22 protein-coding genes are annotated in these 24508 nt (G+C 66.3%); 10 read left to right on the plus strand and 12 right to left on the minus strand.

The window, feature by feature from the left end; genetic code table 11:
* Window positions 1-122: 122 nt before the first annotated feature.
* The 6 genes from rplL to ACWPMX_RS14080 form a co-directional block, all read right to left on the minus strand.
* Window positions 123-497: a 50S ribosomal protein L7/L12 gene (gene rplL / locus ACWPMX_RS14055; protein ID WP_455700617.1), complete on the minus strand. Its 375-nt coding sequence runs from the start codon at window positions 495-497 to the stop codon at window positions 123-125.
* Window positions 498-565: 68 nt separating this feature from the next.
* Window positions 566-1081 (minus strand): 50S ribosomal protein L10, encoded by a 516-nt coding sequence (rplJ, locus tag ACWPMX_RS14060; protein WP_455700618.1) that lies wholly within the window; start codon window positions 1079-1081, stop codon window positions 566-568.
* Window positions 1082-1420: 339 nt separating this feature from the next.
* Window positions 1421-1759, minus strand: coding sequence for a hypothetical protein (locus ACWPMX_RS14065; RefSeq protein ID WP_455700619.1), 339 nt, complete (start codon window positions 1757-1759; stop codon window positions 1421-1423).
* A gap of 146 nt (window positions 1760-1905) precedes the next feature.
* Entirely contained in the window at window positions 1906-2133 is a 228-nt protein-coding gene (locus ACWPMX_RS14070) for a helix-turn-helix domain-containing protein (protein WP_455700620.1), read from the minus strand.
* Complete coding sequence (locus ACWPMX_RS14075) at window positions 2133-2678, minus strand: DUF2975 domain-containing protein (protein ID WP_455700621.1); 546 nt, start codon at window positions 2676-2678, stop codon at window positions 2133-2135. Before ACWPMX_RS14075 ends, ACWPMX_RS14070 begins: the two co-directional genes overlap by 1 nt.
* A 29-nt stretch (window positions 2679-2707) precedes the next feature.
* Window positions 2708-2833 (minus strand): hypothetical protein, encoded by a 126-nt coding sequence (locus ACWPMX_RS14080; RefSeq protein WP_455700622.1) that lies wholly within the window; start codon window positions 2831-2833, stop codon window positions 2708-2710.
* A 411-nt stretch (window positions 2834-3244) separates the two neighbouring features.
* On the opposite strand from ACWPMX_RS14080, the gene rpoB reads away from it, so the two are divergent.
* Window positions 3245-7435: a DNA-directed RNA polymerase subunit beta gene (rpoB, locus tag ACWPMX_RS14085; RefSeq protein WP_455700623.1), complete on the plus strand. Its 4191-nt coding sequence runs from the start codon at window positions 3245-3247 to the stop codon at window positions 7433-7435.
* A 67-nt stretch (window positions 7436-7502) separates the two neighbouring features.
* A complete protein-coding gene (gene rpoC, locus ACWPMX_RS14090; protein ID WP_455700624.1) occupies window positions 7503-11828 on the plus strand; it encodes a DNA-directed RNA polymerase subunit beta' in 4326 nt (1441 codons plus the stop codon).
* 110 nt (window positions 11829-11938) lie between these two features.
* Here rpoC and ACWPMX_RS14095 read toward each other — a convergent pair whose 3' ends face one another.
* The 3 genes from ACWPMX_RS14095 to ACWPMX_RS14105 all read right to left on the minus strand — a co-directional run bounded on the left by ACWPMX_RS14095 (window position 11939) and on the right by ACWPMX_RS14105 (window position 14315).
* Window positions 11939-12442, minus strand: a complete 504-nt coding sequence (locus tag ACWPMX_RS14095; protein WP_455700625.1) for a prolyl-tRNA synthetase associated domain-containing protein — start codon at window positions 12440-12442, stop codon at window positions 11939-11941.
* Window positions 12443-12450: 8 nt separating this feature from the next.
* On the minus strand, window positions 12451-12825 hold the full coding sequence (locus ACWPMX_RS14100; RefSeq protein ID WP_455700626.1) for a VOC family protein: 375 nt from the start codon (window positions 12823-12825) through the stop codon (window positions 12451-12453).
* 68 nt (window positions 12826-12893) lie between these two features.
* The gene (locus tag ACWPMX_RS14105) at window positions 12894-14315 is read right to left on the minus strand and encodes an NAD-dependent succinate-semialdehyde dehydrogenase (RefSeq protein WP_455700627.1); all 1422 of its coding nucleotides are present in this window, start codon (window positions 14313-14315) and stop codon (window positions 12894-12896) included.
* Between the two features lie 98 nt (window positions 14316-14413).
* On the opposite strand from ACWPMX_RS14105, the gene ACWPMX_RS14110 reads away from it, so the two are divergent.
* The 7 genes from ACWPMX_RS14110 to ACWPMX_RS14140 all read left to right on the plus strand — a co-directional run bounded on the left by ACWPMX_RS14110 (window position 14414) and on the right by ACWPMX_RS14140 (window position 19646).
* Window positions 14414-14767: a hypothetical protein gene (locus ACWPMX_RS14110; RefSeq protein WP_455700628.1), complete on the plus strand. Its 354-nt coding sequence runs from the start codon at window positions 14414-14416 to the stop codon at window positions 14765-14767.
* A gap of 92 nt (window positions 14768-14859) precedes the next feature.
* Window positions 14860-15285 (plus strand): hypothetical protein, encoded by a 426-nt coding sequence (locus tag ACWPMX_RS14115; protein WP_455700629.1) that lies wholly within the window; start codon window positions 14860-14862, stop codon window positions 15283-15285.
* 69 nt (window positions 15286-15354) lie between these two features.
* A complete protein-coding gene (locus tag ACWPMX_RS14120; protein WP_455700800.1) occupies window positions 15355-16026 on the plus strand; it encodes a glutathione S-transferase family protein in 672 nt (223 codons plus the stop codon).
* A gap of 46 nt (window positions 16027-16072) precedes the next feature.
* A complete protein-coding gene (gene msrB, locus ACWPMX_RS14125) occupies window positions 16073-16489 on the plus strand; it encodes a peptide-methionine (R)-S-oxide reductase MsrB (RefSeq protein ID WP_455700630.1) in 417 nt (138 codons plus the stop codon).
* Between the two features lie 69 nt (window positions 16490-16558).
* Window positions 16559-18742, plus strand: coding sequence for a transglycosylase domain-containing protein (locus tag ACWPMX_RS14130; protein ID WP_455700631.1), 2184 nt, complete (start codon window positions 16559-16561; stop codon window positions 18740-18742).
* A 123-nt stretch (window positions 18743-18865) separates the two neighbouring features.
* Complete coding sequence (locus tag ACWPMX_RS14135; RefSeq protein WP_455700632.1) at window positions 18866-19183, plus strand: hypothetical protein; 318 nt, start codon at window positions 18866-18868, stop codon at window positions 19181-19183.
* Between the two features lie 10 nt (window positions 19184-19193).
* A complete protein-coding gene (locus ACWPMX_RS14140; protein WP_455700633.1) occupies window positions 19194-19646 on the plus strand; it encodes a PilZ domain-containing protein in 453 nt (150 codons plus the stop codon).
* Window positions 19647-19721: 75 nt separating this feature from the next.
* On the opposite strand, the gene ACWPMX_RS14145 is transcribed toward ACWPMX_RS14140, so the two are convergent.
* The 3 genes from ACWPMX_RS14145 to hflK form a co-directional block, all read right to left on the minus strand.
* A complete protein-coding gene (locus ACWPMX_RS14145; RefSeq protein WP_455700634.1) occupies window positions 19722-21263 on the minus strand; it encodes a Do family serine endopeptidase in 1542 nt (513 codons plus the stop codon).
* A 99-nt stretch (window positions 21264-21362) separates the two neighbouring features.
* Window positions 21363-22211 (minus strand): protease modulator HflC, encoded by an 849-nt coding sequence (gene hflC, locus ACWPMX_RS14150; protein ID WP_455700635.1) that lies wholly within the window; start codon window positions 22209-22211, stop codon window positions 21363-21365.
* Window positions 22211-23443 (minus strand): FtsH protease activity modulator HflK, encoded by a 1233-nt coding sequence (gene hflK, locus ACWPMX_RS14155; RefSeq protein WP_455700636.1) that lies wholly within the window; start codon window positions 23441-23443, stop codon window positions 22211-22213. Before hflK ends, hflC begins: the two co-directional genes overlap by 1 nt.
* A gap of 75 nt (window positions 23444-23518) precedes the next feature.
* Here hflK and ACWPMX_RS14160 point away from each other — a divergent pair, with 75 nt between their 5' ends.
* Window positions 23519-24505, plus strand: a complete 987-nt coding sequence (locus ACWPMX_RS14160; protein WP_455700637.1) for an Mrp/NBP35 family ATP-binding protein — start codon at window positions 23519-23521, stop codon at window positions 24503-24505.
* Window positions 24506-24508 lie beyond the last annotated feature (3 nt).

Consider the following 24508-nt stretch of genomic DNA (forward strand, 5'->3'; position numbering starts at 1 on the left):
CTTCACCGTACCTGATCCGGCGCAGCGTACGAAAAAGGGCGGCCCCGAACGGGACCGACCTCTTGTGTCTCGCGAAGAGACGAGGCTCGTGAACCTGACGCGGCAGTGCCGCGTCGACAGGCTTACTTGAGCTCGACGGTGCCGCCGGCTTCCTCGATCTTCTTCTTGATCTCTTCGGCTTCAGCCTTGTTGACGCCTTCCTTGACCGCCTTCGGGGCGCTCTCGACGAGGGTCTTGGCTTCGGTCAGGCCCAGGCCGGTGATGGCGCGGACTTCCTTGATCACCTGGATCTTCTTGCCACCGTCACCGGTCAGGATGACGTCGAATTCGGTCTGCTCTTCAGCAGCCGGGGCAGCTTCGCCACCCGCGGGGGCGGCAACGGCAACCGCAGCGGCGGCGCTGACGCCCCACGCTTCTTCGAGCGCCTTCGCGAGGTCGGCGGCTTCGAGGACGGTCAGCTTCGACAGTTCTTCAACAAGCTTGGCGATATCGGCCATGATGTTTCACTCCAAATTGGGCCGGGGCGGATAGATGCCCCGAGAAAAGTTGCTTCAGGAAAAACCGCTTACGCAGCGTCTTTGGCGGCATAGGCGCCGAAGACGCGGGCAAGCTTGCTGGCGGGCGCGTTGACGAGCTGGACGACCTTGGTCGCCGGCGCGTTGACGAGGCCGATCAGCTTGGCACGCAGCTCGTCGAGGCTCGGCATCGAGGCAAGCGCCTTGATCCCTTCCGCGTCGAGCACCTGGCTGCCCATCGATCCGCCGACGATTTCGAGCTTGTCGTTCGTCTTGGCGAAATCCACCGCGGCCTTCGCCGCCGCCACCGGGTCGGTCGACCAGGCGAGGCCCGTGGGACCGGTGAGGTAATCACCGAGGCCCGCATAGGGGGTGTCATTGACTGCCAGCTTGGCCAGACGGTTCTTCGCTACCTTGTAGGTCGCACCGGCGTCGCGCATCTTCATGCGCAGGTCGGTGGACTGACCCACCGACATGCCGAGGTTGCGGGTGACAACCACCACGCCGACCTCGTTGAAGACCTTGCTCAGCTCGGCGACCGATTCGGCTTTCTGCGAACGATCCATGCCTTGCTCCTTCAATATGGCCCTGCCTTCGCAGGACCGGCTCACGTTGCTTCCCCTGCGGGAACAGGGGCCACGGACACCGGAGTGCCGTGGGCGAGTCCATCGATGGGGAAGGAGCGGCGCCGAAACACCGAAGCGGGCGGCGGCGCATGGCCGGGCCCGAAAGAATCTCGTTTCCCCGTCTAGGCTGGACATTAAGGTCGGGCAGATCCCGACCACCAACTGTCTCGGACGGACGTCCCGCGCACCTTTCGCACAAACGAAGAGGCCCGCCGGACGGGGCGGGCCTCTAGAGCAAAGTCGCGGGGAGTCAACCCCGACGGACTTCGGATGAAGCGATCAACGCTTGGCGTCGCGCTCTTCCTGCAGACGCTTGGCCTCGGCTTCGAGACGGTCGGCTTCGGCCTCGTTGGTATCCTCGATGCGGTCGGCACGCTCTTCGAGGTCTTCGGCGGTCTCGTCAGCCATTTCGGCCTGCTGAGCGGCGGTCATGCCGGCGGTCGCGTTGGCGGCCGGAGTGCCGTCGGTCGGGGCGACGGCGCTGGTGTCGGCGGCCATCGCATCGTCGGTGGCCTCGGCTGCGGTCATGTCGCCATCGGCGGCGTCCGGGGTGCTGTCGCCACAGGCGGCGAGACCCAGCGCGAACGGCAGGGCGGCGATAAGGGCAATCTTCTTCATCACTTAATCTCCGAAAAGGATTGCCACTAAATCGCCACAATTGGACAAGGTTCCCGCCGGACCAGCCTTGCGGGGCGGGTCCAGCGGGTCTTGTCGTCCCGGGTCGGTGGGGGTTGGGGACGGGAAGTCCGGCCCGGGTCGGGGGGTCAGGGGGCCGCCTTGTAGGCGAGGAGGTCGCCCGGCTGGCATTGGAGTTCGCGGCAGATCGCCTCGAGGGTCGAGAAGCGGATCGCCTTGGCCTTGCCGGTCTTGAGGATCGACAGGTTGGCGAGGGTGAGCCCGACGCGCTCGGCCAGTTCGGTGAGCGTCATGCGGCGGGCGTGGAGCAGGTCGTCGAGCGTGACCACGATGCTGGTTCCTTCTTCTGCAGGCATCACACGGTCCCTTCGAGGTCTTCGCGCATCGCGGCGCCGAGACGGAACACGCGGGCGAGGATGAACAGGACGAGGATCAGCAGGATGCCGCCACCGTCGAAACCGAAGTCGGTGTTGACGTGGGCCTTGTCGTTCGCGTCCCCGATCGTGCTTTCGAGATAGAGCGCCATCGCGCCGAGCGGGATCGCGGCGAGCTGTCCGCCCACCGCTATCCAGCCCATGCGAGCCAGGCGGTCGGCGTTGATGGGTGCGAACGGGTCACCGTCGCGGACGCTGTCGACGATGCGGCGCAGGTTGATGAGGAACCAGACCATCAAGCCGAGCAGTGCGGCTACAGACGCCAGCAGCAAGAGTATCGCGCCGATCGTTCCGCCGTCTGCGGTCATGCCTTCGGACTTCAGTTCGGCGAGGACCCGATCCTGCATGACGATGACGAACGGAATCGCGCAGGCGACCAGTCCGGCAGCGAGAGCGAAAGCTCCCGTGAAGAACCAGATAATGGCCTTGGCGATCGCGAGCAGCGGGTCCCTGGGACGAATGGACATGGCGTTTCTCCCCTGTTGTCGCGGCGGGATCAGGCGAGCTGTGCGGTGGCGATCGGCGCGGCCTGGGCCGGGACGGTCACTGTCTGCTGGAAGGTGACGACCGTCAGCAGCAAGGCGGCGGCGGTGGCGAAGATGTTGTTGGCGGTGCGGGTCATTTCTCGTTCTCCAATAAGGCTGATGCCGATTATCGATAAACAGAACCCCACATATCGTCAATCGATAAATATCGAAAAACGATAAGCGACTGATTGAATAACGAGAAATCTGGCGTGACCGTGATCGGCTGATGCGAGTCGACGCCCGAATCGGCTGCCGCCGCGTTTGACTTGGCGGATCGCGCTCCCTATATGGCCGCCTGACCGCTCGCTTCGAGCACGGTCCGGCGATGCGCGGCGACGGACCCAGGATGGAAGCGGCGATTTCATAATCGCGATGCACGAAACGCAGCAGCCACCGGGATCGGTGCGCCTGGCCTGCGTCTTTTTGCGTCCTGCGATTCTCGCCCGCGCACGAGATTTGACGGCACGCCGCCTTCGCGCGGCACATTACAGAGGCGATACTCCTCCATGGCAACGAAGGCGAACTCCGGGTCGAAGAACCCGGCTCCCACCCGTGGCAAGCAGACCGGCACCGCGAAGAAGCGCATCCGCCGCATCTTCGGCGACATCCACGAAGTCGTGCAGATGCCGAACCTGATCGAGGTTCAGCGCGAATCGTACGAGCAGTTCCTGCGTTCGGACAAGAGCACCGGCTACGTCTCGGGCCTGGAGAAGACCCTTCGCAGCGTGTTCCCGATCCGCGACTTCGCCGGCACCGCCGAGCTCGACTTCGTCCACTACGAGCTGGAAGACCCGAAGTACGACACCACCGAGTGCCGCCAGCGGGGCATCACCTATGCCGCGCCGATGAAGGTCACCCTGCGCCTGATCGTGTTCGAGGTGGATACCGAGACCGAGACCCGCAGCGTCCTCGATATCAAGGAGCAAGACGTCTACATGGGCGACATGCCGCTGATGACGGACAACGGCACCTTCATCATCAACGGTACCGAGCGCGTGATCGTCTCGCAGATGCACCGTTCGCCGGGTGTGCTGTTCGACCATGACCGCGGCAAGACCCACTCCTCGGGCAAGCTGCTGTTCGCCGCGCGCGTGATTCCTTACCGCGGCTCGTGGCTCGACTTCGAGTTCGACGCCAAGGACATCGTCAACGTCCGTATCGACCGTAAGCGCAAGCTGCCGGTCACCGCGCTGCTCTATGCCCTCGGCCTCGATAGCGAGGAGATCCTGCATCACTTCTACGAGACCGCCTCGTGGGAGCGCGCGAAGGACGGCTGGAAGGTTCCCTTCGCCGCCGACGCCTGGCGCGGCACCAAGCCGGCGTTCGCGCTGGTCGATGCCAAGACCGGCGAGGAAGTGTTCCCCGCCGGCCAGAAGATCAGCCCGCGTGCCGCGAACAAGGCCGCCAAGGATGGTCTCGAGGCGCTGCTGATCCCGACCGAGGAAATCTTCGGTCGTTTCGCCGCCAGCGACATGATCGACGAGAAGACCGGTCGTATCTGGATCGAGGCGGGCGACGAAGTGTCGCCGGAAAACCTCGAGATGCTCGACAAGGCGGGCGTCGACCGGCTCGACCTGCTCGACATCGACGACGTCAACACCGGCCCGTGGATCCGCAACACGCTCAAGGTCGACAAGGCCGAGAACCGCGAGGAAGGCCTTGAGGCGATTTACAAGGTCATGCGCCCCGGCGAACCGCCGACCAAGGAAACTGCTGAAGCGCTGTTCGAGGGCCTGTTCTTCGACGGCGAGCGCTACGACCTGTCGGCCGTGGGCCGCGTGAAGCTCAACATGCGCCTCGGCCTCGACGCCGAGGACACCGTGACGACCCTGCGCAAGGAAGACATCCTCGCGGTGGTCAAGGAGCTGGTCGGCCTGAAGGACGGCAAGGGCGAAGTCGACGACATCGACAACCTCGGCAACCGCCGCGTCCGCTCGGTCGGCGAACTGCTCGAGAACCAGTACCGGGTCGGCCTGCTCCGCATGGAGCGCGCCGTGAAGGAGCGCATGAGCTCGGTCGACGTGTCGACCGTGATGCCGAACGACCTCATCAACGCGAAGCCCGCCGTGGCCGCGGTGCGCGAGTTCTTCGGTTCCAGCCAGCTCTCGCAGTTCATGGACCAGACCAACCCGCTGTCGGAAGTGACGCACAAGCGCCGCGTCTCGGCGCTCGGGCCGGGCGGTCTCACCCGTGAGCGCGCCGGCTTCGAAGTGCGCGACGTTCACCCGACGCACTATGGCCGCATCTGCCCGATCGAAACGCCGGAAGGCCCGAACATCGGCCTGATCAACTCGCTGTCCACCTTCGCACGCGTCAACAAGTACGGCTTCATCGAGACTCCCTACCGCCTGGTGAAGGACGGCAAGGTTTCGGGCGACGTCGTCTACCTGTCGGCGATGGAAGAGCAGAAGCACGCGGTGGCGCAGGCTTCGGCCGAAACGACCGACGACGGCGTGTTCGTGGAAGACCTCGTCTCGGCCCGCCAGAGCGGCGAGTTCGTGATGCTCCCGAACGAGCAGATCACGTTGATGGACGTTTCGCCCAAGCAGCTCGTCTCCGTGGCCGCCTCGCTGATCCCGTTCCTCGAGAACGACGACGCGAACCGCGCGCTGATGGGTTCGAACATGCAGCGCCAGGCCGTGCCGCTCGTCCGCGCCGAAGCGCCGTTCGTGGGCACCGGCATGGAAGAGACCGTGGCGCGCGATTCGGGCGCGGCGATCACCGCCGGTCGCGGCGGCGTCGTCGACCAGGTCGACGCGACCCGCATCGTTATCCGCGCGGTGGGCGATGTCGAACCCGGCCAGTCGGGTGTCGACATCTACCGCCTGCAGAAGTTCGAGCGTTCGAACCAGTCGACCTGCATCAACCAGCGTCCGCTGGTGAAGGTGGGTGACGTGGTCGAGCAGGGTGACATCATCGCCGACGGTCCCTCGACCGAATACGGCGAACTCGCACTCGGTCGGAACAGCCTCGTCGCGTTCATGCCGTGGAACGGCTACAACTACGAAGACTCGATCCTGATCTCCGAACGCATCGTGAAGGACGACGTGTTCACCTCGATCCACATCGAGGAATTCGAGGTCATGGCCCGCGACACCAAGCTCGGGCCCGAGGACATCACCCGCGACATCCCGAACGTCGGCGAAGAAGCCCTGCGCAACCTCGACGAGGCGGGGATCGTCTACATCGGTGCCGAAGTGCACCCGGGCGACATCCTCGTCGGCAAGATCACGCCGAAGGGCGAAAGCCCGATGACGCCCGAGGAAAAGCTCCTCCGCGCGATCTTCGGTGAAAAGGCCAGCGACGTGCGCGACACCTCGCTCCGCCTGCCGCCAGGCACCACCGGGACGATCGTCGACGTGCGCGTGTTCAACCGGCACGGTATCGAGATCGACGACCGGACCCGCGCGATCCAGAACCAGGAGATCGAGGCGCTCCGCAAGGACAGCCAGGACGAGCGGGCGATCCTCAACCGCGCGACCTACAACCGCCTGAAGGACATGCTCGTCGGCCAGGTCGCTTCGGCCGCGCCGAAGGGCATCAAGAAGGGCGAGACGATCACCGACGACCTGCTCGAGGGCGTCGAACGCTTCGAGTGGTTCAAGTTCGCGGTCGCCGACGATGGTCGCCAGCAGCAGATCGAAGCGATCAAGGGCCAGTACGACGAGGCCGTGAAGGTCATCGAAGACAGGTTCGAGGACCGCCGCGAGAAGCTGGAACGGGGTGACGAGCTTGCCCCGGGCGTGCTCAAGATGGTCAAGGTCTTCGTCGCGGTGAAGCGCAAGCTGCAACCGGGCGACAAAATGGCCGGCCGCCACGGCAACAAGGGTGTCATTTCGCGCATCCTGCCGGCCGAGGACATGCCGTTCATGGAAGACGGCACTCCGGTCGACATCGTGCTCAACCCGCTGGGCGTGCCGAGCCGCATGAACGTCGGGCAGATCTTCGAAACGCACCTCGGTCTCGCGGCCCGCGGCCTCGGCCAGCAGGTCACTGCAGCGCTCGAGGAGTGGCGCGAGGCCAATCCCGATCCCAAGGCGGCGGCAGCGCCGACCGCGGTGATCGAGAAGCTGAAGGACGTCTACGGCGAGCAGTACCACGCCGACATCGAAAGCCGATCGGCCGCCGACATCGTCGAAATGGCGGGCACGCTTAAGAACGGCGTTCCGTTCGGCACCCCGGTGTTCGACGGTGCGCGCGAAGCAGACGTTTCGGCGATGCTCGAGAAGGCGGGCTTGCCCACGTCGGGCCAGGTGACGCTGTTCGACGGCCGCTCCGGCGACGCGTTCGACCGGCAGGTGACCGTGGGTTACATCTACATGCTGAAGCTCCACCACTTGGTCGACGACAAGATCCACGCGCGTTCGATCGGGCCGTACAGCCTCGTCACCCAGCAGCCGCTGGGCGGCAAGGCGCAGTTCGGCGGCCAGCGCTTCGGCGAAATGGAGGTCTGGGCACTCCAGGCCTACGGCGCCGCCTACACGCTGCAGGAAATGCTCACCGTGAAGTCGGACGACGTGGTCGGCCGCCAGAAGGTCTACGAAGCGATCGTCAAGGGCGACGACACGTTCGAGGCCGGTATCCCGGAGAGCTTCAACGTGCTCGTGAAGGAAATGCGCAGCCTCGGCCTCAACGTCGAACTCTCATCGCTCGACAGCGATGACGACGACGGCATGACGGCGATCGCGGCGGAGTGACAGGGCGGGGGCTTCGGCCCCCATCCCATCGCCGCACCAACGAATTCACCCGTAAGGGACTACAGACATGAACGAACTGTCCAAATTCACCAATCAGATCGCGAAGCCCGAAACCTTCGACCAGATCCAGATCGGCATCGCGTCGCCCGAGCGCATTCGCAGCTGGTCGTTCGGCGAGATCAAGAAGCCCGAAACGATCAACTACCGCACGTTCAAGCCCGAACGCGACGGCCTGTTCTGCGCGCGGATCTTCGGTCCGGTGAAGGACTACGAGTGCCTGTGCGGCAAGTACAAGCGCATGAAGTACAAGGGCGTCGTCTGCGAGAAGTGCGGCGTCGAGGTGACCGTGACCAAGGTCCGCCGCGAGCGCATGGGCCACATCGAGCTCGCCGCTCCCGTCGCGCACATCTGGTTCCTGAAGTCGCTGCCGAGCCGCATCGGCCTGCTGCTCGACATGCAGCTGAAGCAGCTCGAGCGCGTGCTCTACTTCGAAGCCTACATCGTCACCGAGCCCGGCCTCACCCCGCTCGAGAAGTTCCAGACCCTCACCGAGGACGAGCTGCTCGACGCGCAGGACGAGTACGGCGAAGACGCGTTCAGCGCCGCGATCGGCGCCGAAGCGGTCAAGACCATGTTGATGGATCTCGACCTCGTGGGTGAGCGCGATGCGCTGCTCGAGGAGCTCGAGACTACCAAGTCGACGCTCAAGCCCAAGAAGATCATCAAGCGCCTCAAAGTCGTCGAGAGCTTCATCGATTCGGGCAACAAGCCGGAATGGATGATCCTCGAGGTGATCCCGGTCATCCCGCCCGAACTGCGCCCGCTGGTGCCGCTCGACGGCGGCCGCTTCGCGACGTCGGATCTCAACGACCTCTACCGCCGCGTGATCAACCGCAACAACCGCCTGAAGCGCCTGATCGAGCTGCGCGCGCCGGACATCATCGTCCGCAACGAAAAGCGCATGCTGCAGGAGGCTGTCGACGCGCTGTTCGACAACGGCCGCCGCGGCCGCGTGATCACGGGCGCCAACAAGCGCCCGCTCAAGTCGCTGTCCGACATGCTCAAGGGCAAGCAGGGCCGCTTCCGCCAGAACCTGCTCGGCAAGCGCGTCGACTACTCGGGCCGTTCGGTGATCGTGACCGGGCCGGAACTCAAGCTGCACCAGTGCGGCCTGCCCAAGAAGATGGCGCTCGAGCTGTTCAAGCCGTTCATCTACGCCCGCCTCGACGCCAAGGGTCTGTCGATGACCCTCAAGCAGGCGAAGAAGTGGGTCGAGAAGGAGCGCAAGGAAGTCTGGGACATCCTCGACGAAGTCATCCGCGAGCACCCGGTTCTCCTGAACCGCGCGCCGACGCTTCACCGCCTCGGCATCCAGGCGTTCGAGCCGGTCCTCATCGAAGGCAAGGCGATCCAGCTGCACCCGCTCGTCTGCTCGGCGTTCAACGCCGACTTCGATGGCGACCAGATGGCCGTCCACGTGCCGCTTTCGCTGGAAGCCCAGCTCGAAGCGCGCGTGCTGATGATGTCGACCAACAACATCCTCTCGCCCGCCAACGGCAAGCCGATCATCGTGCCTTCGCAGGACATGGTGTTGGGCCTGTATTATCTCTCAATGGACCGCGAGGGTGAGCCCGGCGAAGGCATGATCCTGGCCGACATGGCCGAAGTGCACCAGGCGCTCCACGTCGGCGCGGTCACGCTGCACTCGAAGATCGTCAGCCGCGTTCCGCAGACGGACGAGAAGGGCAAGGAGTACATGCTCCGTGTCGAGACTACGCCGGGCCGCATGCTGATCGGCGAATGCCTGCCCAAGCGGCACACCGTGCCGTTCGAGGTCATCAACCGTCTCCTCACCAAGAAGGAGATCGGCGACGTCATCGACCAGGTCTATCGCCACACCGGCCAGAAGGACACGGTGCTGTTCGCCGACGCCATCATGGCGCTGGGCTTCCGCCACGCGTTCAAGGCCGGCATCTCGTTCGGCAAGGACGACATGATCATCCCCGACAGCAAGGAAGGGATGATCGAGGAGGCCAAGGCCCTCGTCGCGGACTACGAGCAGCAGTACCAGGACGGCCTGATCACCCAGCAGGAAAAGTACAACAAGGTGATCGACGCCTGGAGCCGGACCGGCGACAAGGTGGCCGACGCGATGATGGAGGAAATCCGCGCGCGTCCCAAGGACGAGAACGGCCGCGAGAAGCAGATCAACTCGATCTACATGATGAGCCACTCGGGTGCGCGCGGTTCGCCGGCGCAGATGAAGCAGCTCGCCGGCATGCGCGGCCTGATGGCCAAGCCTTCGGGCGAGATCATCGAGACCCCGATCATCTCGAACTTCAAGGAAGGCCTGACCGTTCTTGAATACTTCAACTCGACCCACGGCGCCCGCAAGGGTCTCGCGGACACCGCGCTCAAGACGGCGAACTCGGGTTACCTGACCCGCCGCCTCGTCGATGTGTCGCAGGACTGCGTGATCGTGCAGGATGACTGCGGTACCGAACGGGCGCTGGAAATGCGCGCGATCGTGCAGGGCGGTTCGGTGATCGCCTCGCTCGGGGAGCGCATCCTCGGCCGCACCACGGCCGAAGACTTGGTCAACGCCAAGACCGGCGAAGTCATCGTCAAGTCGGGCACGCTGCTGGATGAACCGATGGTCGCGTCGATCGAGGCTGCCGAAGTGCAGTCGGCGAAGATCCGTTCGCCGCTGATCTGTGAAGCGGAACAGGGCGTCTGCGGCACCTGCTACGGGCGCGATCTTGCCCGCGGTACCCCGGTGAACATCGGCGAAGCCGTCGGCGTCATCGCGGCGCAGTCGATCGGCGAGCCGGGCACCCAGCTCACCATGCGTACGTTTCACATCGGCGGCGCGGCGCAGCTCAACGAAACCTCGCACCTCGAGGCGATTTCGGAAGGCCGTGTCGAATACCGCGACATGCCGACCATCATCGACAAGCGCGGACGCATCCTCAGCCTTGCCCGCAACGGCGAGATCGTGGTGATCGACGCCGAGGGCCGCGAGCGCGAGCTGCACCGCGTGCCTTACGGTACCGTTCTCATCCACAAGGACGGCACGCAGGTGAAGATTGGCGAACGCCTCGCCGAATGGGATCCGTTCACCCTGCCGATCATCACCGAACAGTCGGGTATCGTGCGCTTCCAGGACCTCGTCGACGGCGTGACCATGGAAGAACGCGTCGACGATGCGACGGGCATCGCCCAGCGCGTCGTGACCGAGTTGCGCGCGTCGAGCCGCAAGAAGAAGGACGACCTGCGTCCGCGCCTGACCCTGCTGGGCGAGGAAGCGGGCAAGAAGGGCGAAGAAACCGAAGCCCAGCGCTATATGCTGGCTCCGGGCACCTCGCTTTCGGTCGAGGACGGCCAGATGGTCGAGGCGGGCGACATTCTCGCCCGTGCAAGCCGCGAAGCCGCCAAGACCCGCGACATCACCGGCGGTCTGCCGCGCGTCGCCGAACTGTTCGAGGCGCGCATGCCGAAGGACGTTTCGGTGATCGCCAAGATCTCCGGCCGGGTCGAATTCGTCCGCGAATACAAGGCCAAGCGCAAGATCGCGATCGTGCCCGAGGAGGGGGATCCGGTGGAGTACCTGATCCCGAAGACCAAGGTCATCGACGTTCAGGAAGGCGACTTCGTCAAGAAGGGCGACACGCTCATCTCGGGCTCGCCGAACCCGCACGATATCCTCGAGGTTATGGGGATCGAAAGCCTGGCCGAGTATCTCGTGAACGAGATCCAGGAAGTCTATCGTTTGCAGGGCGTGAAGATCAACGACAAGCACATCGAGGTGATCGTTCGCCAGATGCTGCAGAAGGTCGAGATCACCAGCGGCGGCGACACCGTGCTGCTGCCGGGCGAGCAGGTCGACCGTGAGGAGATGGACGAGATCAACAGCAAGCTGGGCAAGGGCAAGACGCCCGCGACCGGCACCCCGGTGCTGCTCGGCATCACCAAGGCATCGCTGCAGACCCGTTCGTTCATCTCGGCCGCTTCGTTCCAGGAAACCACCCGCGTGCTCACGCAGGCGGCGGTCGAAGGGAAGAAGGACTCGCTGATCGGGCTCAAGGAAAACGTCATCGTCGGCCGCCTCATCCCGGCGGGTACCGGCGCGGGCATGAACCGCATGCGCATCGCGGCCTCCAGCCGTGACGCCGCGCTGCGCGCCGCCTGGCGCAAGGCGCAGGACCACCTCATCATGGCGAACACCGCCGAGGAGGAGCACGCGGCCGAGCTCGAGCAGGGCCCCGAAGCGGCGATCGGCGACGATCCGCTGGCGGTGATGGAAGGCGAGACCCACGGCACCGACGCCGATGCAGGCGATTACCTGCAGCAGTCGGACGAGGCTGCGGTCGAGGACACTGCGACCGAGGAATAAGCCCTCTCGTCAGCTGACAAGATTGGCCCCGCCGGAGTAATTCGGCGGGGCTTTTCTTTCGGCTTATGCAGGTGCGCCGGACGGCGCCGAGACGTCGACGGGTAGGTCCGTCAGTCCCCCGGCTGGACCGGTATACCGGCCACGACCGGATCATGCCCCCAATGGCGGAGCAGGCGCAATACGTCGCAGCCCGCAAGGCCGAGCGTGCCGGTGTTGCGCAAGGGATGGACGTTCATCCGGTCCGCCGCCGCCAGCCCTTCGTCGAGGACGACCGTGACGCTGCCGGGTGCGGCATTGACCATCGCCAGCGGGGTGACCGAGCCGGGCGTGATGCCGAGCAGCCGCTCCATGTCCTCGGCCTTGGCGAAGCTCACGCGCTTCGATCCGATTGCGACGGGCAGCGCTTTGAGGTCGACCCGGGCCTCGGGCGGGACGGTTACCAGCCAGAACGCGCCGGCAGTGTCCTTCAGGAACAGGTTCTTGGTGCCCTCGCCGGGCCAGTCACGCTCGACCAGGCGGCTCTCGGCGACGGTGAACACGGCGATGTGCTCGTGCGAAGCGTAAGCGATGCCGAGCGCGGCGAGGTCGGCGCGGAGTCCGGTCTCGCCGCGCATCGCGCTGGTCAGGCCGGGATCCGGTGCAGCGCGCAGAGCTTGTTGCCGTCGGGATCACGCAGGTAGGCGAGGTACATGCCCGAACCGGGGCGCTCGCCCGGCGGATCCTCGATCGCGGTGCCCCCGTTGGCGACGCCCGCGGCGTGCCACGCGTCGGCCTGCTCCGGCGTCATCGAAAAGCCGATCGTGCAGCCGTTGCCCGCCGTTGCCGCCTCGCCGTCGATCGGCTTGGTCACCAAGAACGCGCCGCCGTTATGCAGATACCGGAGCCGCCCCTTGGGATCGACCGACCCTTCGCGCCCGCCGATCGCCTGGAACGTCGCGTCGTAGAACCGTTTCGACCGATCGATGTCGTTCGAACCGACCATCATGTGGCTATACATCGCCCTCTCCTCTTGATTGCGTTTCTACTTGCTAGCCATATCCCTGACAAATCACCGGTCAACAGCGATCACCCCTCGTGCACGGTCTTCGGCACCATGCAGGCGAGCACGCCCTCGCGTCCGTCCTCACTGCCGTATCCCGACCACTTGACCCCGCCGAACGGCGCATCGGCCGCCGAGACGCCACCGGTGTCGATCGCCAGCATCCCGGTTTCGACTTCGGCCGCGAGGCGGCGGCGGCGGGCCGGGCTGTCCGTCCACGCATAGGCGGCGAGGCCGTAGGGCAACCGGTTGGCTTCGGCGATCATCGCCTCCTCCCCCGCGCCGCGGTTGAGGATCGCGACCGGGCCGAACGGCTCCTCGTTCATGATCTCGGCCTCGGTCGGCACTTCGGCCAGCACGGTGGGCTGGTGGAAGAAGCCCTGGTTGCCGATCCGCTCGCCGCCCGCGAGGAGCTGGCCGCCGCGCCCCTTGGCGTCGTCGATCAGGCCTTCCATTCGCTCGAGACCGCGGGGCGAGGCCATCGGCCCCATGTCGGTGTCCTTGTCCATGCCGTTGCCGACCTTGAGCTTGCCGACCCGCTCGACGAAGCCGTCGCGAAAACGCTCGAACACCGGCTCTTCGATCACGAAGCGGGTCGGGCTGACGCAGACCTGCCCAGCGTTGCGATAGGCATTGGCGGTCATCGTATCGAGCGCCTTGTCGATGTCGGCATCGGCGAACACCAGCACCGGCGCGTGGCCGCCGAGTTCCATCGTGGCGATCTTGAGATCCTCGGCGGCAAGCTTGGCGAGGTGCTTGCCCACCGCGGTCGAGCCGGTAAAGGTGACCTTGCGAATGATCGGGCTGGCGAGCAGGTGACGGCTGACCGCGTCGGGCACCCCGAACACGCACTGCACCACGTCGCCCGGTACGCCCGCGTCGATGCACGCCTGCACCAGCGCGAACCCGGCGGAGGGGGTCTCCTCCGAAGGCTTGACGATGGTCGAGCACCCCGCCGCGAGCGCGCCGCCGATCTTGCGCATCACGTTGAGCGCGGGGAAGTTCCACGCCGCGAATCCCGCTACCGGCCCGACCGGATGGTACTGCACTTCCACCCGCGCCCCCCCCGGGCGCACCAGCGTACGGCCGTAGATGCGCTTCACTTCCTGCGCGTAGAATTCGAGCAGCATTGCGCAATAGATCGTCTCGCCGACCGCTTCCTTGAGCGGCTTGCCCTGCTCGCGCGTGATGCCCGCGCCAATGTCGGCCGCGCGCTCGCGGATTAGTCCCGCGGCCTTGAGCAGGATCGCGGTGCGCTGGTCGGCGGAGGTATTGCGCCACGTCTTGAACCCGCGCGCCGCTGCGTCGAGGGCAGCATCGAGGTCGGCGGTCGTCGCGTGGGTTACCTGGCCGACCGTTTCGCCGGTCGCCGGGTTGAGCACGGGGTGCGTATCGCGGCCTCCCCCGGACAGTGTTTCGCCGGCAATCGACAGGTGGCAATCGAACATCGTGACAGGCTCCTCTGGTTGACCCCCCGATGGCCCCCGGGCAGGCTTGGGTCAATGCGGACTGGCGCGGTTCAGGTGGGCCGAGCTAGAGGCGCGCCATGCTCAAGCTCCTCGTCGCCCTCTCCTCCCTGACCGCCGCGCCGTCGGCCGCTCAGACCACGGTTCCGCCACCGCTTACCATGCAGCAGGCGACGTCGCTCAAGTGTTCGGCTGCGTTTGCGCTCGGCGCGTCGATGCAAGCGCGCGGCCAAGGCGCGGGCTGGCCGCCGCTCGCCGAGCGGGGGCGCGAGTTCTTCGTCCGCGCATCGGCCCAGCTGATGGACGAGACGCGCCGCACGCGCGAGCAGGTGGCGGACGACCTCAGGCGCGAAGCGGCGGGGCTGGGCGCTCCCGGGGCGCTCGCCGCCGCGATGCCGCCGTGCCTGCTTTTGCTCGACGCGGCGGGCCTCTGACGCGGCAGGCCGTTGATTTCGTTCATTCGGAGTCAAGCGCGCGGCCCTAGACTCTCCGGTCGTTCGTGATTCCACCAACCGGGAGCAATGCCATGCGTGCCCTGATCGCCACCGCCGCGCTGACCGCGCTCGTCACTCCGTCGCTCACCGCGGCGCAGGACGCGGAGGAGTCTGCCGCCGAGATCGAGCACACGCTCCGCAATCCCGCCACGCAGGCCGCCGTCGCCGAGGGCATGGCGGCCGCGAGCGAGGCGCTGCTCGACGTGCCGCTCGCCCCGCTGGCGCGCGCGGTCAAGCAGGCCGCGGGCGAGAACCCGGACGAGGTCGATCCCGACATGACCCTGCGCCGCGCCTCGCCCGAATCGCAGGACGTGCCGCACAAGGTGCGCGAGAGCCTGCCCCGCATGATGGGTGCGATGGGTTCGATGGCGGGCGGAATGGGCGCGATGATGCCCGCGCTGCGCGAGATGGCCGAACGCGTGCGCGCCGCGATGGACGTGGCCGGCAGCCGCTACTGAGCTTTTCCGCCGCTTAATTGTTACCGCACCGGTGGATTCCGGCGCGGCGCTCGTGCATGACCGGTGCCCATGTGGCGCCTCTACCAGTTCCCCCTTTGCCCGTTCAGCCGCAAGGTGCGCCTGCTGATGAGCGAGAAGGGCATCGGCTACGAACTGTGGCGCGAAAACCCGTGGGAACCGTCCGACGGTTTCTGGCGCCTCAATGCTGCCGGGCGGACCCCGGTGCTGGAGGACAAGGCCAAGGGGATCGTCCTCGCCGACAGCCGGGCGATCTGCGAATTCTTCGAAGAGACGGTCGACAAGGCGGCGATGATCAACGGCACCGCTGCCAACAGAGCGGAAATCCGCCGGCTGGTCGCGCTGTTCGACGAGAACTTCTACGGCGACGTCGTCGCGCCCCTGCTCCACGAGCGGATGAAAAAGCGCCTCGTCCTGCGCCAGCCACCCGACAGCCGCGTGTTGCGCGAGGCGATGAAGCTGGCGCACGAACACCTCGAATACGTCGACTGGCTGGTCGAGACGCGTGCCTGGCTGGCGGGCAGCACGATGAGCCTGGCCGACCTTGCCGCCGCGGCACAGATCTCGGTCGCCGACTACCTCGGCGGGATCGACTGGACCGGGCATGAGGAAGCGCGCGGCTGGTACGCGGTGTTCAAGAGCCGCCCGAGCTTCCGTCCGCTTCTCACCGAGCGGATGGAAGTGATCCAGCCTCCGGTTCACTATGCCCAGGTCGACGGTTGAGGGAAAAGGGCGCGCTCCCCATATCCATCGGCAAGGAGACCTGCCGATGACCATCGATTTCAAAAACCTGACCGCCGCCGAATGGCGCGAGAAGCTGAGCCCCGAGCGCTTTCACGTCCTGCGCGAGAAGGGCACCGAGCGGGCGTTCACCGGCAAGTACGACAAGAACTACGCCGAGGGCGAGTATCGCTGCGCCGGGTGCGGCGAACTGCTGTTCACCAACGACACCAAGTACAACAGCGGCTGCGGCTGGCCCGCATTCACTGCACCGGCCGAAGGCGGGGCGATCGACGAGCATCGCGACGAGAGTCACGGCATGATCCGCACCGAAGTGACCTGCGCAAAGTGCGACGGGCACCTCGGCCACGTGTTCCCCGACGGCCCGCGCGAGGCCGGCGGCCTGCGCTATTGCATCAACTCCGCCTCGCTCGATTTCACGCCGAAGGGCGAGGCGCAGGAATAGCCGTTCACGCCGGGTTACATCTGCCCTATGCACCTCACCCAACGGAACGAAGTGAGGGTGTGGCTCTAGATGGCCCAACGAGGAAGCCGGCGCGCTGCAGCGGACAAGCAGCGGCGGCAACAGTCCCGTAAGGCTCCCGCGGAGGAACTGACCGGCTGGCGCCTGTGGCTGCGCCGCGGCCTCATCTGGGGCGGCGGGGCGACCGTGCTCGGAGTGATCTTCCTCGCCCTCGCGGTGATCTTCGCCGCGCGCTCGCTGCCGAGCTACGGCGCGCTCAAGGCAACCGCGCCGGGTCAGACGATCGTCGTGCGCGCGCGCGACGGCACCACGCTCGTCGAACTCGGGCCGAGCTACGGCAAATGGCTGTCGAGTTCGGAAATCCCCGAGGTGATGAAGGACGCGATGATCTCGGTCGAGGACCGGCGCTTCTTCTCGCACCCTGGGGTCGACCCGATCGGCCTTGCCCGCGCGGTCTACGTCTGGGTTACCGGCGACCGGCGGCTGCAGGCCACCAGCACGATCACCCAGCAGCTCGCCCGCAACCTGTTCCTCAATTCCAACCGCTCCTTCGATCGCAAGGCGCGCGAGATCGTGCTGGCGATGGCTCTCGAGAGCAAGTTCTCCAAGCAGCAGATCCTCGAGCTCTACCTCAACAAGGTCTACTTCGGCGGCGGCGCCTACGGCGTCGATTCCGCCAGCCGTAAGTTCTTCAGCCACGACGCGACCGAGCTGTCGACGGCCGAGGCGGCGATCATCGCCGGCCTGGTCAAGGCGCCCAGCCGCTATTCGCCGACCGCCGACGTCGATGCGGCGGTAGGCCGCGCCAACGTGGTGCTCCAGCTCATGCGCGAGCAGGGCCGCATCAGCGCCAGCGAAGCGGCGGTCGATCCGGGCACGGTCAAACTGCAGAAGGACGAGAGCCAGAACTCGGTCCGCTATTTCACCGACTGGGCGCTGCCCCAGCTCGAGATCCTGCTGCCCGAGACGTTCGAGCCGATCGAGGTCTGGACCACGCTCGACGTCGGGATGCAGCAGGCGGCGGCGGCCTCGATCAAGTCGAACGTGCCGCGTGGATCGCAGGGCGCGCTCGTCAGCATGGACCGCGACGGGGCAATCCTCGCGATGGTCGGCGGGACCGACTACGTCAGCTCGAACTACAACCGCGCGACCGAGGCGGTCCGCCAGCCGGGTTCGGCATGGAAGCTGTTCGTCTACCTCGCCGCGCTCGAGGCCGGGTACACGCCCGAGGACCGGGTCAAGGACGTGCCCGTGACGATCGACGGATGGAGCCCGCGCAACAACGGCGGCGGGTTCGCCGGCGAAATCGACGTGCGCAGCGCCTTTGCGTACTCAAAGAACACCGTCGCCGCGCAGCTCGGCAACGAGGTCGGCTTCGGCACCGTCGCCTCGATGGCGCGGCGGTTCGGCATTACCACGCCGATATCGACCTATCCGTCGATGGTGCTCGGATCCTCGGAAACCCGCGTGATCGACATGACCCGCGCGTTCGCCAGCGTGTCGTCGGGCGGGATCAGCCTCGAGCCGTTCGGCATCGTCAAGGTCACGACGACCGACGGCGAACTGCTTTACCAGCACGAAGCGCGCAACCCGACCCGCCTGGTGCCCGATTACGTGGCGGCGGGCATGACCGATCTTCTCCAGACCGCCGTCAGCACCGGCACGGGCCGGGCCGCGCAGATCGGACGGCCAGTCGCGGGCAAGACCGGCACGACCACGTCCAACAAGGACGGCTGGTTCCTCGGCTTCTCGAGCGGGATCACCACCGGGGTATGGATGGGCCGCGACGATGCCAAGGCCGTGCCCGGCCTGCAGGGCGGCACCGCCCCCGCGCGTGCATTTGCCGCATACATGCGGTTCGCGGTGAAGAACCGTCCGGTCGAAGAATTCGAAACCGACCTCAAGCTGCCCGACTGGCAGCTCGAACCCGACGAAGAGTACATGTTCGAGGGCAACCCGGACGAGTATTACTATATCGACGAACAGGGCAACCTGGTCGAACCGCAGCGTCCTGCACCTGGCCAGGGCACAGGGGAAGATCCGTTCCCGGTCGAAGGCGAGCAGCCCGACCGGCGCTATCCCGGCGAGGAGGATTCGCAGGCGGCGAGCGACGATTTCCTGGACCGGGCCACCGGCCAGCGGCCCGCAGCGCCGGCACCGCCACCGGCGCAGCCGCGACCGCGCCAGACCGCGCTACCGCCGCAATCCAACCCGGCGCCGCGCCCGATGAATTGACCGGTTTTACTTGGCCGGTTTTGCGCCCATTCGCGCACTAAGATTATGTAAATACATTTCGCCCAGAACAGCGGAATAACAACAAGGTCGTTCTTCATCTCCTCTCATGGGATCAAGCGAACGATGCTGACTGACAGCAAGAAAGAGCGCCGCGATGCAGTGCGCAAGCCGACCGAAATGCGCGGAACGCTGGAATCGGACCGGGGATCGCGCATGACGGTCGACATCGTCGATCTGTCGACGGCGGGCTTCAGTGCCGAGCTGGGCCATAATGCGGTGCTCGATTCGACGGGGTTCGAAGTGAACCTGGGCGGGCTGGAGCCGCTCGGCGCCGAATTGCGCTGGGCGGGCCGGACCGACGCGGGCTTCCGCTTCGAACGGCCGCTGCACCCGGCGGTGTTCGATCATCTGGTCGAACGCAACAAGCCGCGCGGCGATTGAAGCAACCATCATGGCCGACAGCATGCCTTGCAGACTTGCTACCGACGAACCGGACCACCCGCGCGCATCGAGCGATCCGCGCGACCGCCGCGCGCACGAACGGATCGAATCCGGCATGTCGACGATTTGCCGCGTCCCCGCCAGTCCGCATCGCGCGACAGTGATCGACGTGTCGAAGACCGGGTGCCGCATCCGCATCTCGGATGGACTCTACGTGCCGGTCGGCTCGACAGTTCACATGGAATTCGGTCCCGGGCGCAAGGTCACCGGCATGGTGATGTGGACCGAACCTCGGTCCGCCGGGGTGCGATTCGCGCGCCCGCTATCGGGCGCGATGGCCGCTCTGCTGGGCGTGGAACCCGCCGCGCTGGTTGAGGTCGAGAATGCCCCTCCGCCCGAGCCTGTAGGACCGGCGAAGCTCATCCCCCACTGGATCCGTCGCCTGCTCAAGCGCGCGGCCTGAGACCGACTTCACGAAAAACCCCGCCGTGGCCTGCGCCGGGCGGGGTCTTCCTTTGTCAGGCTAGCCTGTGTCAGGTCAGCGCAGACGTACCGGCACGTAGGTCAGCGGGCGGCCGCGCCGCTGGATGCGCAGCAGCACACTTTCGCGCCCCGCCGATTTCGCCTGCGAGACGATACTCTCGAGATCGGCGACCGCGTTGACCGGGCGGTAGTTCGCGGTGACGACGATGTCGCCCGCTTGCAGGCCCTTCTGACCCGCATCCGCATTGGCATCGACACCCAGGATCACTAGCCCGGCGGTATCGGTCGCGACGCCGAGCTGCTGGGCGTAGCGCGCGGTCAGCGGCGTCACTTGCAGCCCCAGGCTTTGTGCCAGTGCCTCGCCGCTGCTGGCGTCGGGCGTCGGGCGATCGTCCTGCCCTTGCGCGCCGTCGTTGTTGAACCGTTGCGCCTGCGCAAGCTCTTCCTCGCTCGGGCGCTTGCCGACGGTCGCGGTGACGGTGCGGCGCTGCCCTTCGCGATAGAGCTCGATCGGGATGCGCGTACCCGGCGCGATATTGGCGACGATGAACGACAGCGTCTGGTCGCTCGTCACATCCTTGCCGTTGACCTTGGTCACCACGTCGCCCGGCTTGATGCCGGCCTGGTCGGCGGCCTGGCCCGGCTCGACCGACTGGACGAACTCGCCGCGGTTCTGCGGCAGGTCGAGGCTGTCGGCGAGGTCGCCGTTGACCGGCTGGATCTGGATACCGAGGTAGCCGCGGGCGATTTCCTGGCCCGTGCGCAGCTTGTCCACGATCGGCGCGGCGATCTCGGCGGGGATCGCGAAGCCGATGCCCACGCTGCCGCCCGAGGGGGAGAAGATCGCGTTGTTGATGCCGATCACGTTGCCCTGCATGTCGAACAGCGGACCGCCCGAATTGCCCCGGTTGATGCTCGCGTCGGTCTGCAGGTAGCGATCGTACGCGCCGCCCGAACCGGTGTTGCGGTAGACCGCCGAGACGATGCCCGAGGTGACCGTGCCGCCGAGCGCGAACGGGTTGCCGATCGCGATCACCCAGTCGCCCACGCGGGCCTGGCGCGAATCGCCGAACTTCACGAACGGGAAAGGCTCGCGCCGCTCGATCTTGAGCACCGCCAGGTCGGAGGAAGCGTCGTTGCCGATCAGTTTGGCGGGCAGCTCGGTGCCGTCGGTCAGGGTTACGGTAATCGCCTCCACCTCGCCGCGGCCCTGCGGCGCGATGACGTGATTGTTGGTGACGACATAGCCGTCGGCCGAGATGATGAAGCCCGAGCCGAGCGACTGCGCCTCGCGCGTCTGCGGCTGGGCGCCATTGCCGCCGCGATTGCCGAACAGGCCCTCGAACGGCGTGCCGGCGAAGGGGTTGCCGCCCTGCTGGACCTGCACCCGCTGGCGGGTCGAGATGTTGACGACCGCGGGCTGGAGCTGCGCGGTCAGGTCGGCAAAGCTTTCCGGTGCCCCGGCGCGGGGCACGACGCGGGCCATCTGGCCTTCATCGTTCTGCGCGACCTGCGCGCCCGCCGGAAATCCGGTCACCAGCGAAAGGGCAGCGCCGCCGAGCAGCAGCGCAGAGGTCAATCCATAGGAATATCGCACGCGCGTTGGGTCCTCTTCGTAAAGTAATTCGTCTTGCGGTCCCCCGGGCGCGGATTCTCGCTCCAGGGGCTTAACCGCGTTTGAACACAGCCGTAGTCGTCAGCGAGCCCCGCGAAACTGCCGCAGATACTCGTTGTCGGGCGACAGGATGATCGAACTCGACGACTTGCCGTCGGGCGCGAAGGTGGCGTCATAGCTCTGCATGGCACGGTAGAAGTCGTAGAATTGCGGGTCCTTGCCATAGGCTTCGGCGTAGATCTTCGCGGCCTGCGCGTCGGCCTCGGCGCGGATGATCTGCGCGTTCTTCTGCCCTTGCGCGCGAAGCGTCGCGGCCTCCTGCGCGCGCGCCGATTCCATCCGCTTGAAGGCGGACGTAAGCGGGCTGCCGTCGGGCAGGTCGGCCTGCTTGATCCGCACGTCGATCACCTGCGCGCCGTACTTGCGCGCCTGCGCATCGAGCTTGCGGGTAATGTTGCTCATCGTGGTGCCGCGTTCCGCGGTGAGCAACGAAGCGAAGCTGCGCCGACCGAGCTCCTGCCGAACGACCGAGGAGAGAATCTGCGACAGCTGGCTTTCGACCGTGACGAGCGTGCCGGCGGTCTGGACCATCTTGACCGGATCGATGATGCGGTAGCGGGCATAGGCATCGACGTTGAGCCGCAACTGGTCGGTCGACAGGACGGTCTGCGTCTCCATGTCGACGCTCAGCACGCGCTTGTCGATCCGCTCGACCCGCTCGTAGAACGGCAAGCGGAAGATGATGCCCGCGCCGGTTTCGCCATAAGGCGCGTCGGGCTGGAAGCGGTTCGCGACCCGGTCGGGGCGACCCGCCTGGATGATCACCGCTTCCTGCGTCTCGGGCACGACGACCATGCTCGACCACGCCGCCACGAGGGCGAGCGCGACCGCGATGATCGTGGTTTTGTAGGTATCCCAGAGGGTGTCCATCACTGGCCTCCCGCAGGCGGGTTGGCGGTATCCGCGCGCCGCTTGAGTTCGGGAAGCGGCAGGTAGGTCTGGACGCCGTTGGTTTCGACGACCGTCTTGTCGTTATTGCGCAGCACGCGTTCCATGGTCTCGTAATAGAGGCGACGACGGGTCACCTCGGGGGCGAGCTTGTACTGCTCGTAGATCTTGTCGAAGCTCGCCGCGTCACCTTGCGCGCGGGCGAGGATCTGTTGGGCGTACGCCTCTGCCCGGTTGATCTCCGCGTCGGCATCCTGCTGCGCGGCGGACACGTCCTTGAACGCCTCCTCGACTTCCTTGGGCGGGTCGGTCTTGCGGATCTGCACGCCCTGGATCGCGATGCCCGAGCGATAGGCGTCGAGGATGCCCTGCATCCGCGCCATCACCGCGCCTTCGATATCGGCACGGCCCGAGCCCGACAACACGTCGTCGAGCTTCTTGGTCGCGACCGACGCGCGCATGGCCGCCTCGGATACGTCGCGCAGCGTGCCTTCGGGATCGGCGAGCTGGAAGCGGAACTGCTTGAGGTCCTTGATCGACCAGCGCACGTTGTACGACAGGTCGACGAGGTTCTGGTCACCCGTCAGCATCAGTTTCTGTGCGGTTCCTTCGGGGAACTGTTCGTCGCGGAACTGGCTGACTTCCTCGATATCGACCTGCTGGATCGGCCACGGCAGCGTGGTGTTGAGGCCCGGGGTCAGGGTGCGCGAATACTTGCCGAAGGTGGTGACGATGCCTTCTTCCTTGGGGCCGACCTGGTGGACCATCGACACGCCCAGCCACACCGCCACGATCGCGCCGATCGCGAGCGGGAACCAGCTCTTGCCGCCGGGGCGCTGGGGCAGGCGAAAGTTCGGGCCACCGCCCCCGCCGCCGCTGCGGCGCGGACCTTCGGGGCCGCGGTTCTTGAAGATATCCTCGATGCTGGCCGAGCGGCGCGTTTCGTCCGACGGCGGCAGCCACGGATTGCGCGGGCCCTTGGGCGGCTCGCCGGATGGTTTGTCCGACGTGGGCTTGTCCGCCTTCGGTTTCACGGTGCGCGGTTTGCTCGCGGCGGGTTCCTCTTCGGTGGGCGCGGGCGGCTCGTCGTCGGCGGGAACGTCGGGCTCGGGCTCGTCGCCCGGCTTCTTCCCGCCGCCCCACGGGCTCTTTGCAGCCATCGCGAGGCCGATCACGCGTTCCGAACCATCCTCTGGCCCATCCTTCATATCCATGCGCCACTTATAGGAAGCCGGACGCGGAAAAACAGGGGTTGCAGGCCCGAATTTGCTGCTAGGGCGCACGCGTATATGAACGACGACGCGCTTCTGGCCCGCCTGCCCCAAACGATTGCGGCGCGCGTGCGGTCGCTGAAGGTGCGCGACGGCGTCGTCACCGCCATCCTCGACGGATCGGGTTTCAACCCGCAGGGCCGCACCGACCTCGAAGCGGCGGTCAATGATCTGCTCGGCGGTGCTGACGGAGTGAGCGAGGTTCGCGTCGCGGTGATGGCCGACAAGGCGCCCGAGGCGCCTGCTCCCGTCGGGCCCGTCATCATCGCGGTGGGGTCGGGCAAGGGCGGCGTCGGCAAGTCGACGCTCACCGCCAATCTAGCGGTCGCGCTGGTGCGGATGGGCCGCAAGGTCGGCCTCGTCGATGCCGACATCTATGGCCCGAGCCAGCCGACCCTGCTCGACACCGAGGGCAGCAAGCCGACCGCAGAGGGCGAAAAGCTCGTTCCGGTGGAGAGCCGTTTCGGGGTGCGGATGCTGTCGATGGGGCACCTGGTGGAGCCCGGCAAGGCGCTGGCGTGGCGCGGGCCGATGGCCTCGGGCGCGCTCGGCCAGCTCGTCGATGCGCACTGGGGCGATGTCGAGGTGCTGCTCCTCGACCTGCCGCCAGGCACCGGCGACGTGCAGATCACCATGCTGCAAAAGCACCGTCCTGCGGGCGCGGTGATCGTCTCTACCCCGCAGGATCTCGCGCTGATCGACGCGCAACGCGCGGCCGAGCTGTTCGCCAAGGGTCCGGTCCCGGTGATCGGGCTGGTCGAGAACATGTCGGGCTATACTTGCCCCCACTGCGGAGAGGTGAGCGACCCGTTCGGGCGCGGCGGGGTGGAGGACGTCGCGGCGAACGCCGGCATCCCGTTCCTCGGCCGCATCCCGCTGACCCTCGCCATCCGCGAGGCGAGCGATGCCGGCGAACCGCCTGCCGCGGGCGACGGTCCGGCGGCGGAGCCTTTCAGGGCCATCGCCGCGCAGGTCGCCGACTGGCTCGACAGGATTAAGGCCTAGACT

Source organism: Tsuneonella sp. HG094 (assembly GCF_053819285.1).